Origin of the sequence: Romboutsia lituseburensis, assembly GCF_024723825.1 — a bacterium.
Classification (GTDB): domain Bacteria; phylum Bacillota; class Clostridia; order Peptostreptococcales; family Peptostreptococcaceae; genus Romboutsia_F; species Romboutsia_F lituseburensis_A.
In genome coordinates this window covers 233,663-247,913 of the sequence record NZ_JANQBQ010000001.1, presented here as the reverse complement: position 1 = coordinate 247,913, position 14,251 = coordinate 233,663, and the positions used below count along the sequence as shown (strand labels likewise).

The window sequence follows — 14,251 nt, the reverse complement described above, 5'->3', positions numbered from 1 at the left end:
AGTTAACTCTATAATTACCGTATAGTCTTACATTTCAGTATCACGCACTAAAACATTTTAGTATAATTAAATCCCCCAAAGATTGAGTGTATAAAAAAATCTGTATTTTTATAATTTTTCTATACTGTAAAGTTTTTTATAAAAACAGTTTTCTGTAATAATTTGATTCTTTATACGCTAGATGAGTATGTTGATAACAATTTAAATTCTATAAATAATAAAATGGAGTCGGTTTTATTTTCTCCTCCATTTTTTATATTAACTTACGGTTGCTCTTATACAATATTCTTAGCATTTAATTTACTATTTCTAGCAATCTATTATGTATATTTATCCATTCATCATTTAAATTAATTGTGCATATTTTTAATATATGTCCTTGTATTTCATAGATATTGTTTAAATCTTTATCTACTTTAGGATATAAAAGTATCCCTGTTGAATTTAAGTATTTTTCACCTTTAGCTTCAGCATTTTTCAAATATGAAAATATTTGATACATATTGCTGCTATGATATTTCTCTGATTTCATGTTACTAGCTAAAGTATTTTTGTAGTATTTAGTATCCATAATAATTACTTTACTTGGAGTTTTTATAGTAATATCAGTTTGCATTTTGGGTAAAAATGAATCATCAATTTTTACATCCCATTTTATATCCTCCCTATATACTTTACTGTCACTTAAGTGAATATTATAAAAACTTCTTACAAAATCTTCAAATATATAAGATATCTTTTCTTCTTCTTTATAATTAAATGAAATACTACCATCATTTTCATCTGCAATAATATCATTGTATATTAGTTTACAAATGTCTAATGGTAACTTGTAATATCTGTTGTTTCTATGTATTTTCGCCTTTTCAAAATGGTGTCTACTAATATTAATATTAGTAATATTAGAAAAATAATGATAAATCCTCATTACATCCTCTTTTAGGTTTTTATCTATATTTTTTGATTTAAGAATTATATATAGAGTTGCTTTAATTATTTGATTATGTTCTATATCATCACTGAAATCATCAAATTCACAAATGGCTCTACCATTGTTGAAACTATTTCTTTTTAAGCTATCACTAAAGTTTATTTTTCCTTTTAACGAATATGTTTCTTCATTGTGATTTGTATACTCTTTATAAATACCTTTTTTTATTATCTTTGAAATAGACTTACATAAAACTAAGGTAAGTAAATCATATATATTATTACCTTTTACTCCGTTTAAATCTATGTTATCTTTTTCTATACCTCTATTCCATGCATAACAAAGCATATAATAAATATTCTGTATTGGTATATTTCTAGTCTTCAAGTAGATCATCTACTTTCTGTTTTAGTTCGTATTCACTTTTATCAAACCAATACTCCCTTATTAATGGTTCTATCTCCATTTTTATTATTCTTTTATACCAACTTTCAACATCTTTTATTTCTTCTGTAGGTGTAAAATAACTATGCCCTATCCTATAACCCTTTCCTAAGTCTAGATTATCTTTTTCTATTACTTTATTTAATGATGTTATTTTGTTTATTATTTTACTAGACATATCATTTCCTAAATATTGAACAAAGTAATCTTTTAATACAGGGTTATTAAATGCTGGTTCTATATCAATAAATGCAAATCTTCTTCTAAGTGCATAGTCTACCATAGCAATGGATCTATCTGCTGTATTCATGGTACCTATAATATATAGATTTTCTGGTATATAAAACTTTTCATCTTCTTCTTGATATGTAAGTGATACTTGATAATCTTGTCCTCGTTTATCTTTTTCTATTAGCATCATTAGTTCTCCAAATATTTTACTTAAGTTACCTCTATTTATTTCATCTATTATAAAGTAATAGTTATTATCTGGATCATTAATTGCTTTTTGAGTAAATTTATAAAATACTCCGTCTTTAAGCACAAATCCATCTACTTTATTTGGTCTGTATCCTCTTATAAAATCTTCATAAGAATAAGATTGATGGAATTGTACCATTTCAATTTGATCATTACATTTTCTACCTTGATGCAAGTAACATAGTTTTTTTGCTACAAAGGTTTTTCCTACGCCTGGTGGTCCTTGTAGTATTATGTTTTTCTTGTAGTCTAGATTAAATAGTATTAAGTCTAGTTTTTCTTCGCTAATAAATACCTCTTTTAAAATATGATTTTTAGAAATTCCATGTTCTTTATATTCTACTTGATTTGCTACATTATCATTTTTATCATCGTTATATTCAAATTCATATAAATCCATATCTAATAAATCACCTATCGTCATTTCAAAATAGGGTTTCAATATTTCTTCTTCAAATAGTTTCAGTTCTGTACTAGATACATCTCCTAAAGTCGAATTATAACTAGGTGACCATTTCCTCTTTATTCCTTTATATTTTCTAGTTGAAGTACTTTCTTTTATTACTTTATATTTTCTAGTTATCCATCCATCTTTATTTGGAGTTGAAGCTTCTGAGATTACCTCCCCTAGTAACTTAATTCCTCCACCATAGCAAAGATAAAATAGGTGACCTACTTTTACTTTATCTATAAAGTTCTTAGCCTGATTCTTAGCAGTATCTTTATGTATTACTATTTCATTCTTAGATAAATACATAGCTTTTTCTTCATCTGTAAATGGATCCTTTGAACCATGTGATACTTTCCATATTATTTTATCTATTTTCCATAGTTTGTTTACTTCGTTTGAGTAAAGTATACGCCCTAATAAATATCCTCTATTCAATTCATTTTTAACATTAATTGATAGATATTTAAACTCATTGTATATCTTTTCATTAAAATCACATTCTACATCGTCAAACAATCTCATCATAATTTGATTTTTCATATTTTCTGATACTATAGCTATTTTTTTACTCGGGTCAAGTAAGAATTCTATAGCATTTGATATTGATGGACTTAGATTGTTTAGATCATTTGTATTTTTATACCTTAAAAGATTTGTCACCCATGCGTCTTGATATACACCTGACTTAGCTAATACCCTTTTATCTTTATATTCATTAAATTCATTCTTATTTGTAGCATTCATATCTAAATATGATACTAGTTGTCCAATTGTCATTAACGTATGGTATTCATCGGATTTACTATCATATTGATCTATTAACCTAATAAAATCAAATGTATTTGATTTTCTCAGTTCTTTTACTTCTTCTATAATTCTATTTGTTATTTCTTCATCTAATTTATTTATTTTCATGAATTCATAATATTTATCTACTGCTTTTTGCAAATAAAATTCTTCACTATTTATTAGTTTTTTTATATTCTCATTTTCTAGTGATTTATTTATAGCTTCTATCAATTCTATTTTCATATTTTACTCCCTCTAAGTTATACTATAAACAAGTTTTCAATACTGTTCTAGTTATCTTGCTTAAATCATCAAATGAATAACTCCATTACTTGACATTCATCTTTTATTATAATCTTATCAGATACAATTATCTCCTTGTTTCCAATCTTAAAACCTTCAAAAGATGTTACACCTTTACCTATACTATTATTGCTAATTTTTTCATTCTTGCTTACTATCCTTCTTAGCACTTTCCAAACTCTAAGCTATTTCCATTGTTGCCTTTGCACTTTAAAAATGGTATATTTTTGCTTGGTAAAAAACTATTTTGTCTAGTTCTAGAATTTCCAAATTCATCTATATCAGCTCTATTTCTTTCATTTGATATATTTTCTCTTTTTTTGCTAACTCTTTGGTTCCAATATTTACACTACAATTGTTAAATATCTCTTCTAACTTTTCATATGTACAATTGTGCCCTTCTACTAAATACTTCATTCTATAATAAGTCACCGCATTTTCAGATAAATTATTTATTATACTTACATTATAGTAAATAATTTATTTATCTGCTCTTGCCATTTTTCTCTCTCCATTTTAATTAATTTTAGAACTAACAAAATCTTTATCCATCATAAAACAAGTCTTATTTCCCTTAAAAAAATTGTTATATGCATCGTCTCCTTTTACACCTTTAGGTGCAATTTCTAATATTTGATTTTCATAGGATTTAGGATATGGTAATTTAGATATATCCTTAGATTTTATAGCTTCTCTAACCATATTATATGACTTTCCAAATAGATCTATATCTTCCTGGGTAAATGATATATTCTTTACATCCTTTAAAACACGTTCTCCATTTTTACTTTTCTTACTACCTTCATAAGTTATAACTATAAAACTTATTTCTTCAAAATAATCTTTCCATTCAGAATCATTCCATTCATATTCAAATGCTTCTAAGTGTAAATTTTTAAAAGATAGTCTCTCAAGTGGATAGTTATCTTTATCTACCGGTAAGTTTTTAATTTCATATATTACCTTATTAAATACATCATCTATTTTTCCTAATTCTTTATCTTTACCTATAATTCTATCTGATATCATCTTGTTTAAATTCTTAGGTATAGCATCTCCTTCTTTAAATACAATTCCTGATACTTGTTCCCAGATTTCTTTTTGTGTCATTCCTATATATGGCTTAAGTTTTTCATATATATACTCTTGAGCTGTTTTATATTTTGCTAAAACCTGAGACGATATATCTATACTTCTTAGTATACCTGTTATATATCCATTTTTTAAAGAAAATGCTCTTGGTTTTGCTAGTATATTTGACTTAGGCTGAGTTTTAGTATCAGTTCCTTTTGCTCCTTTTGTGCATGCACCTAAGTATGATGTATCCCCTTCTGATAAAAGGTGAGCTTCTCCTTTTAATACTTTTGACTTTATTATGTTAAAGTCATTTTTTAATACCTCTTCATCTACCCCCATATTGTATAGTTGGTAATGTTTTATTACAAACTCTCCATAATTATCTTTATTTTCATAATCATACTCATACCATATTATCAATATTTTTTTGTTTTTAAATATTAGTTTACTAAATTCAAATTCTTCATCTATTATTTCTGAGTAGTCTATCATACTTAGTACTAGTCTTTCTTTAGCTGAAATAGTACTATTTTTATTAGTTTTAAATCCAGATACTTTAAGCTCTATACCTAGTTCTCCAAAGTCTGCTTCTGGATTGGAGTTTAGTTCATATCCATAAAAACCAGTTTCTACTACTTTTCCTAATATTCCTTTGTCTTTTTTATTTGTTGCTAGTAATTTTTGTGTATCTATATCTATAAATTTTTTACCAATTATGTTTTTAGTAAAATTCAAAAGTTCTTCTTCTGTTTTAAATTTCATAGTTCAAAACCTCCTAAAGTCTGTAACTGTATTATATGTATTTTTTCCTATTATTTCAATATATTGGAATTTTTAATCTACTCAAAACAAAAGCAGACTTTGATTAAGCCTGCTTAATTAACCTAATTATTTATGATTTTTTTAAATCAACTGAATAAACACTCTCTTTACACAAATCTATACAATTGCACCATTTGCAGTTATTCTTCTCTACCTCAATGGCCTGTGCTATACCTTTTATTGCACCCTTATATGAAATATATCTCACTTGCACACTATAATTTATATTATCATCATAATTATCACTTGTATTATCACAATTAATTGATTTTGGACTTGGTATTATAATTGGAATCTGCACCTTATTTGATGTCCCCTTATCGTATATATATCCAACAATATCATCATTGTATTCAAAGTTTGCTATTTTATATTTTATGGAATCATTTATCAAACTATTTTTCCCTATATCAGTCCACTGAGGAAAATATCTACCAACTAATTCTAATAAAACATGAAAGTTTTCATCCATCTTATCTTGATTATTTATTATGTCATCAATACTATTAAGCCTGATCCTATCTCTTATACTATGATCCCTTACACAATGATCATGGATGATTTGCATTAGCCTTGAAAATAGTATTCTTTGATGAAAATCATCAACATAACTCAAGTTATTTATCTTACAAGTATTCTTTTCTTTTATTATGTAATAACTATGTCTTTTAGGGCAATGCCTTAACATTCTATGCAACTGAATATTTATATTTTTTTTATTAAATTGACTTCGCCTTTCTTTACGATTACCATTTACTTTTTCATTAAAATAATCCTTATTCTCACTATATGAATAATAGTCATCCACAAGCTCTACCTTGTTTTTTGAAAATCCAAATTCTGTGTCATTATCATTTTCTACTTCTAAATTTGCCTTGCTTTTTAGTAATGTCATGTACACACATTCCCTATACTCTTCATTGTTTATATTTTTTATTAAAGATACACTTATATTATTACTAGCTTCTAATGCATTGAATAATAAATACTTATTTCTTGATGTATTTTCTTCTATTATCAGCTTTAATCTATTAATTCTTAGTTCTAATAGCTCATCATCATTGCCTATGGTGTCTATCAAATTTTGTATAAAGCTTTTACTTAAAGGCCATGTGTATCTATTTTTTATTCCTGGTATAAAATCACTAGTTATTTGACACAAGTTAACAGTTTTGTATTTATTAAGTATAGATGATGCATCGATATCCTTGATGTTTAATATTTTTTCATCTAATCCTTCATATTCTGTATTTTCAGTGTTTAGATACTCTGAAAGTGCATCTATTACATCATCTGATAAACAAGTGATGTTGTTTGGTCCTTCTTTTAGTACTTTTACTAATGAATCTATAACTTTTTGATCTTCTTCATCTTCTATTTCTTTTTTTGTAATTTCTAAAACCTTGTCTATTAAGCTTTGTATATTTTCAAAATGTGAACTAATTAATGCTTCTTTTTGATATTTACTTTCTTCATCATTATTTAATAACTTTACAAGGTTATTAATTTGCTTTACAAATAAGTTTATCAGTATCATGTCTTCATCTTTAACATCAAAGAATGAAAAATTCCACAATATATGTTTTATACCTATATTATTTTCTATGAATTCCTTTCCTTCTTTCCATAGTTTATATCTTTCTTCCCATTGGCTTAGTGTTTTGCAGTCATTGAAATAGTTTTTTATTTTTCTTAGGTTATGTACTTGACTAGTTGCATTATGTTCTTTTCCATTGTGCACTATTGTAAGCCATCCTGTTACAAAACAACTTTCTAATATATCTACGTCTATATTTAAATCTATAGATTCACTATCGTTCCATATCTTGTGAAGTATCCTTATTAATTGACCTATTGGTCTTGATAGTATATGTTTTTTGGTTTTTCTAGGATAAACATCATCTAGTATACTATTTAATTGTTCTGAGTCTGGAGAATAGTATACGTTATTTGTATTTTCATCTATATTTTCAAAATCATTATCATCTTGGAACGTGATCATATTTGTGTATTCTTTTATAATAGGTCTTTGGATATTGCTGTCTATATATTTAATTGTTTCGTCTAAGTTTTCACTGTTTCCATTGTATATCTCTGCAAAAACATCACTCCATTTAAATGATGTTTTTTTGCTACCTATATATTTATTACTTTTTATAGGATAATATTTATTGGCAAAAGTTTTGTCCCATATATCAAATATTTCTTTGTTGTTTTTATCATAGTTGTTTAAAAATATTATTTCTACATCATTTAGTTTTTCAATTATTAAGTTAATAATTGATTCCTGAATAGGTGTAATGAAGTAGAATCCTTGAAGTACAATTTTTTTAAATTTCTTTTCTACTTTTTTGACTTCATATTTGTCATTTACTACTTCTTCTATGTGTTTTATACTTTCTGCTAATTTTGTTATTTCATCTTCTTTTGCCTTAATGTTTGTATCAATTTGATTGTATATTTCATTTTCTAATTCAGACTTTTTATGTATAAAATAATCTAAGTTTGATTTTTCTATGAAGTATTTTTTTAATCCTTTTATTTGTTTTGTTTTTGATTTATTTGCTGCCTTTATTAATTCACTTTCTAGTTTTTTTTCATCTTCTAGTTCATCATATATTTTCTTTCTAAATTTTAAAATTTCTTCGTCTACTAGTTCTAGTCTTTTCCATATGTCTAAAAATACTTTTATTTCATCGGTTATGTTATCTATATTTTTTTCTATATCTTCAGGATATATATTACATTCTACTAATAATCTTAGGCTAGATAACATGTCTTCTCGGTTACCTTTTATTGTGGATATTAGCTCTTTATATTCTTCGTCTTTATTTACTAGTGCTTCTTCTTCTAACAGTTTTATTTCATTATGTAATTTTAGTCGTTGTATTAGTTTTGTTTCTCTTTGATCCCAACTACCAGCTATATCACCTATAAAGTTACCTGAGTTAATAACTATTTTACTTTCTAGTTCTTTTCCATATTCAAAGTTCATAGCTATAGAGGTTATTAGTGATGCACAAATATGAAGATCTGCATCTTTTATTTTTGAAAATAGTTCTTTATTATCTCTTAATTTTGCAATATTACTGTAGTTAATTATAGTGATATTGCATTTATTGATATTTTCCATATTGTTTTATACCTCTCTTACTTAGTAGCTCTGCCCATGTATTTTGTTGATTATTTTCTAATATTATTACTATTAGGTTTTCTTCAACTCTAGTTAATGCTACATAAAGCAATCTCATTTCATCTTCTCTTAGTTCATTTTTTTCTTGGTTTATTAATTTACCATAATTGTTGTTATAATATTTTTTTGTATCTATTTTATTTTTTTGTACAATTTGATATCCTACTTCTTTGTTTTGTGCTATTATTTCTGTTCTGTCTTCTTTTATAAATATATTATTTGTAAAAGGTATAAATAGGTTTTTGTATTCTTGTCCTTTTGATTTATGTACTGTTATACATTTTATTACTGCATCTCTATTTATCTTTTCTTCATTTTCCGTTCTGTTAGTTTTTATTTGTACATCTAAAAAGTCATATACTGACTTTAATCCCGTGTCCTTACTTTTGTTGCTTTTTAGTATATTTATTAGTTTATTTAAATTCATTTGATATTCTTTTGCTCTATTTTTAGCTTCGTTTTCTCTTTCAATAGCTGTCATACCTTTGTATTCTTTTAATATGGTTAGTTGTTCATTGTAATAGTTATTGATTACTTTACTTTCGTTTATTATTTTGTTTATTACTACATAAAATCTTTCATTTCTAAATTCATTTTTGTAGTTACTGTATATTGATGATACACCTATATATGGAGTATCTTTTAGACTAATTTTATATTTTTCTTCGTCAAATAAAAAAGCTCCTACTAAATACTTAAAGTCTCTTACAGCTCTACAGTTATAGAAGTTTCCTTCAACATCCAAATCACAAATTACACCATCTTCGTCACACCACTGTTTTATTTTTCTAGCTTCCCAATTGTACCTAACTAATACTGTTAGATTGCTTTTGTATTTTTTTAGAACTTCTTTTACATGTTGTTTAGTAACAAGCTTTACTTTTTCTCTTTCTAGCATATATTCTATTTGTTTTATTACACTTTGATCTAATTCTTCTATATTTTCATCGTAATTATTTTTATCTAATACTGCTTGTTTATAGGCTTTTATTGTTTTTGCATCATATATTTCAATGTTTTCAGTTATAATGTTTTCGATTTGTTTCATTATATTTGTACTGTTTATTATGTTTTTAGTGCTTTGAATTACATCTGATGGTTTTTCTATTATTATTTTTTCATATGTTCCAATATTATTTGATCCTGCCTTTAGCTCATAATCTAAGAATTTGTTATTACCGTTTACTATCCACTTAGACATTTCCTGTTTTTGCATAAAATCTAATACGTTACCTGCTGTTCTATAGTTAATTTTTAGCTGTATATCTTCTCTATCTTTGCCTATAAGGCTTCTTACTTCATCAAAGGCTGTGTGTTTAGCACCTCTAAACCTATATATACCTTGCTTTTTGTCACCTACTATAAATATTTGATTAGCTAGTATTTTGTTTATTGCTACCATTATTTTTATTTGATCTGAGTTGGTATCTTGAAATTCGTCTATTAGTATATATCTAGGATTGAAGTTCTTATTTTTCATTACATTTCTTATTTTATCTATTTTATCTTCACCATCATGATTTCCTATATCTAAATACTCTTGTAGTTTAATTGTAAAATCCACCAGTTCTATTTCATTATTTTCTTTTTTTATTTTTTCAATCTTTTTGGGTAGTATCTTCATAGCTTCTTCAAGTAATTTATTTATTAAACTATTAATTCTTGGGCTACTGGTTTTATCTACACCGCCCCAGTTTAAATTAACAATTTCCTCATCATGTATTCCTTGTGCTTGCAACTTATTCCAAAAGTTTAATATGTTTTTTTCTAAATCATACAATGGGATTTCTTTGATTACTTGAGTTAATAATTTATATAAATTTTCTTTATCTTTATCAGATTCATAAAATTCACCATCTAAGAATGATTTTATTAAATTTTGCTTTATGTGTTTATAGCTTTTGATTGATGTATTTTGATTGCATCCTAGCTCAACTCCAATGGTGCTTACTAAGTCTTTAAAATAAGCATCTATAGTTCTGATTACCATATTTCCTTGTTTTTCAATTTTATCTCTGTATTTTGACTTTTCTTTGCTTGTATTAAATTTTTCTGTAAAATATTTTTCTATTTTTTCTTTCATAGTTTTAGTAGATTCTCTTGTGAATGTGATCATATGTATAGACTCTAAATCTACATTATGTTTTTCTGTTAAAAAAGAAACTCTATCTATCATAGTTGTAGTTTTACCGGCTCCGGCACCTGCTTCAACTATAATAAATTTTGCACTTTCACTAGCATGCTCTGCTTCATATTGACCTATATTAAATTCATTTTTTAAGTTATGTATTTTACAGTACTCTTCATTTTTTTTATGTAATTCAACTATTTTACTTCTATTATCTCCATCTATAGATACAATTTTTTCTACTTTATAAGATTCATCATTATCAGTAATTTCTATATTGTCTGTTTCTAAATTTATATTATCAGTATCTACATAATAAATGCTTAAGTATCTCTTTTTCTTATACTGATTCATTAATGGACTTTCTAATTTTTTTGATATGTCTTCTGTTGTAAATATTATTATTTTTATACCGCTTTCTAGCAATGAGTTTATAGCTGCTAAATCTTTTCTTTTTATATCTTTATCTATATATAAAACCACCGAGTATTTTATTTTATTATTCATTTTTATCTCCAGCATCAAAATACAGTTTTCTTTTGATATTTACTATTTCACTTGATATTATCAAATCTGCACCCTCTATTGAGTTTGTATTTTCTGGATTACAGGATAGATAGTTTAGACTTCCACACATTGATATATCATCATCGCAAAGTATAGCTTTATAATGAGAATCTTTTTTGGTAATACTCAAATTACCTTTATAGTTTTTACTTTTTAATTTATGTTGCATTTGATTTGCTACTTCATCTGATTTTTTGTTTCTTTTATCGTCTCCATTACCAATTCCATATACAATATTTATGTCTACACCTTTTTCTAGTGCTGATTTGATTAATTCTAGTACATCATAATCACAGGCTATATCATTTATCCAAGGACTCATAATATCTAGTCTTTGTTTTGTATTTTTTATAATATTTAAAAATGTATTTCTAAGTTTAAAGTGGTCTATATGAGTAACTCTTATATTTTCTATTTCTTGATGATTTTTAGTGCTGTTTTCACTATAGCAGTATTTTATAACATCAAGTTCATCATGAGATAATTTATCTATCTTGATTTTAGTGTTTTTGTATGAATCCAGTACAACTATATTCTCTTTAGTGTTTTCTTCACTATATACTTTTCCTACTATATCTAACCCATTTGTTATATAAAAATTTATTAAGTCTTTATCTATTTTTCCAATTTTAATTTCTATGTAATTAGAAATCGGTTTAAGCTCTATAATTTTAAAGAATTGCTTTATTGAACTTACTATTTCTAGTTCCATATATAATGGAGCATAAACTTGTACGTTTTTATACTTATTTCTAATGATTTCTCTTATAACAAAGTTTATTCTTCTTTTATTTGTATCTATATTGTATACCTTATTTTCCATTATTTGTCTCCATGTCTAATAATTTAAAGCTTATTTAATTCTCTCCAATTTTTCTAAAATTTATTATTATACTCTAGTATATAGTCTATTAATCTATCATCATAATTCAATTTAAAATTCCCCCCATTATATTTTACAAAATAAAAGTGCATAATATTAACATTATACACTTCTAATTTACACTATCTATTTAGTTATTGCAACTTCATCATATGCACTTGCTTGCTCTTCATCATCAACTATAGTTTTTATTGCATTTCCCATTTTTTTAACTAAGCTTACTACTAATGCATTTCCCATACAGAAGTATCTAAACTTCTCTGGCATACCACTGTTGGTCCAGTTATCCTTAAATCCATTAAGTCTTTCTGCTTCCATTGGTGTTATTAACCTTAGTCTATCTGTTTGAGGATCTCTCACTACATGAGTACTTCTATTTATTGATGATTCACTAGTAAGCATTGTTCTAGCTGGTCTGTCTATTGGATCTGGAAATGCTAATGGTCCTTCACTGAATATATAGCTATGGCCTGTTTTACTAGTTCTCTCTATTTTTTTAGCTCCTTTTAGGTATTCCCATTTAGCTAACTTTGCTTCGTCTCCGTCTAAATAATATTTTTCATCTACATCTGTTTCTAATATATCTTTTAGTAATGTAAATGGTCCATTATATTTAGGGAATGTTTTTTCTGTGTATATTTTTCCATTGCTCATTATGCCTGCATTTTCAAATTCTAATTTAAAATCATCAGATATATCTACTATGTCATTATATTCCATAACTTCTTGCTTGTATTCAATTACTTTATCTTCAAATGATGATATTAGTTTATTTCCATTTGCATCTTTTATTTCGTGTATCGGGAATTCTTTTTGGAAAAATCCTGTGTCATGTATCCATTCTCTAAGTTTTTCTTTATTTATATCCTTTGCATAATCCGTATCATTCTTAAATGCAAATATAAATATTCTTCTTCTTCTTTGGCTAAATCCATACTCCGCTGCATTTATGACTCTCCACTCTACTGAGTATCCTAAGTCATTAAAGCATGCTAACATTACTCCAAAATCACGACCTCTTTGTTTTGCTGGTGATTTTAATAGTCTATCAACATTTTCTAGTAGTACAAATCTAGGTTTCTTAGCTTCCAGTATGTCTCTAATTTGCCACCATAAAACTCCTTTTACTCCTTGTATTCCCTTTGCTCCCGTTCTAGCTACTGAGTAGTCTTGGCAAGGAAATCCTCCTACTAATAGGTCGTGGTTTGGTATTTGGTTTTTATCTACCAGTGATATATCTGTGTTAACATGATTTTCAACTCCAAAGTGGCTAACATAGCAGTCAAAAGCATGTTGTACTTTTTTACTTGGTTCCCATTGGTTCGCCCATACAAATTTAAATTCATCTGAAGCACTTTCTAGACCTAGTCTAAATCCACCAACTCCAGCGAATAATTCGCATACTTTTATCATCCGTAATTTCCTCCTTTGTATAAGCATTATGTCTAATTATACTATATTTTTTAGTGTTTGAAAAGATCAATTAATCTATATAAAGTATTATTATCTTTATTAATTTTAAATATTATTATAGTAATTTTTATATTTTCTTTTAATATTATAGAACGTATTTTTCACTAAGTCAAACTTATGTTGTTTATTTTTTATAATTAATCATCATTTTTTTATACTATGATAGAATTTACTGTATTTTCTAAGTCTAAAAAATATCTGATATTCATACCCTCAACTACAATCTTTAATTTAAGAGTTATCACTGATATTAAAAAGAATGTAAATAAATTTATTTTACATAAATCTCTTTACATTCCTATAGTTATAAAATAAACAACATCTTTATTAACTTTAAACTTAATATAGCAAATTATTTTTAATTTTCTTGAATATATACATTACTATTTACTTTTCTTATATTATATACTATTAATTCTAAATCTTAGGCTATCATTTAATAAGATACCTATTATCTATTTTTTTATATTTCTGTTTATGTTTATGTTTGTTCTTATTTTTATTCTTATGTTTATTCTTATGTTTATTCTTATTCTTATTCTTCTCCAAGATTTTTTTCAAGTTGATTTCAGACTCAAAAATTTTAAAAATACAGTATGCATACCCTATTTCTACTGTATCCATTAATAAAAATAAACTCAAGTCTATTTTATAATATTTTTGATTCTTTAAATGTTAAATCTTAAAATATTTCTTATAATATACACTAA

At 25.8% G+C, this 14,251-nt stretch carries 9 protein-coding genes; all 9 read right to left on the bottom strand.

Going from position 1 to position 14,251, the window contains the following annotated elements:
* Positions 1-295 precede the first annotated feature (295 nt).
* The 9 genes from mcrC to dcm all read right to left on the bottom strand — a co-directional run bounded on the left by mcrC (position 296) and on the right by dcm (position 13,481).
* On the bottom strand, positions 296-1,318 hold the full coding sequence (mcrC, locus tag NWE74_RS01220; protein WP_258241425.1) for a 5-methylcytosine-specific restriction endonuclease system specificity protein McrC: 1,023 nt from the start codon (positions 1,316-1,318) through the stop codon (positions 296-298).
* A complete protein-coding gene (locus NWE74_RS01215) occupies positions 1,308-3,338 on the bottom strand; it encodes an AAA family ATPase (protein WP_258241424.1) in 2,031 nt (676 codons plus the stop codon). The genes mcrC and NWE74_RS01215 overlap by 11 nt, the downstream gene beginning before the upstream one ends.
* Positions 3,339-3,406: 68 nt before the next feature.
* Positions 3,407-3,568, bottom strand: a complete 162-nt coding sequence (locus NWE74_RS01210; RefSeq protein ID WP_258241423.1) for a hypothetical protein — start codon at positions 3,566-3,568, stop codon at positions 3,407-3,409.
* 106 nt (positions 3,569-3,674) lie between these two features.
* On the bottom strand, positions 3,675-3,815 hold the full coding sequence (locus tag NWE74_RS01205; RefSeq protein WP_258241422.1) for a hypothetical protein: 141 nt from the start codon (positions 3,813-3,815) through the stop codon (positions 3,675-3,677).
* A gap of 99 nt (positions 3,816-3,914) precedes the next feature.
* Positions 3,915-5,237 (bottom strand): Sau3AI family type II restriction endonuclease, encoded by a 1,323-nt coding sequence (locus NWE74_RS01200; RefSeq protein WP_258241421.1) that lies wholly within the window; start codon positions 5,235-5,237, stop codon positions 3,915-3,917.
* A gap of 130 nt (positions 5,238-5,367) precedes the next feature.
* Entirely contained in the window at positions 5,368-8,430 is a 3,063-nt protein-coding gene (locus NWE74_RS01195; RefSeq protein WP_258241420.1) for a hypothetical protein, read from the bottom strand.
* Entirely contained in the window at positions 8,414-11,125 is a 2,712-nt protein-coding gene (locus NWE74_RS01190; RefSeq protein ID WP_258241419.1) for a UvrD-helicase domain-containing protein, read from the bottom strand. The genes NWE74_RS01195 and NWE74_RS01190 overlap by 17 nt, the downstream gene beginning before the upstream one ends.
* Positions 11,118-12,008 carry a phospholipase D-like domain-containing protein gene (locus NWE74_RS01185; RefSeq protein ID WP_258241418.1) on the bottom strand — a complete coding sequence of 297 codons (891 nt, stop codon included), beginning with the start codon at positions 12,006-12,008 and terminating at the stop codon, positions 11,118-11,120. The genes NWE74_RS01190 and NWE74_RS01185 overlap by 8 nt, the downstream gene beginning before the upstream one ends.
* Positions 12,009-12,194: 186 nt before the next feature.
* The gene (dcm, locus tag NWE74_RS01180) at positions 12,195-13,481 is read right to left on the bottom strand and encodes a DNA (cytosine-5-)-methyltransferase (protein WP_258241417.1); all 1,287 of its coding nucleotides are present in this window, start codon (positions 13,479-13,481) and stop codon (positions 12,195-12,197) included.
* Between the last annotated feature and the right edge of the window lie 770 nt (positions 13,482-14,251).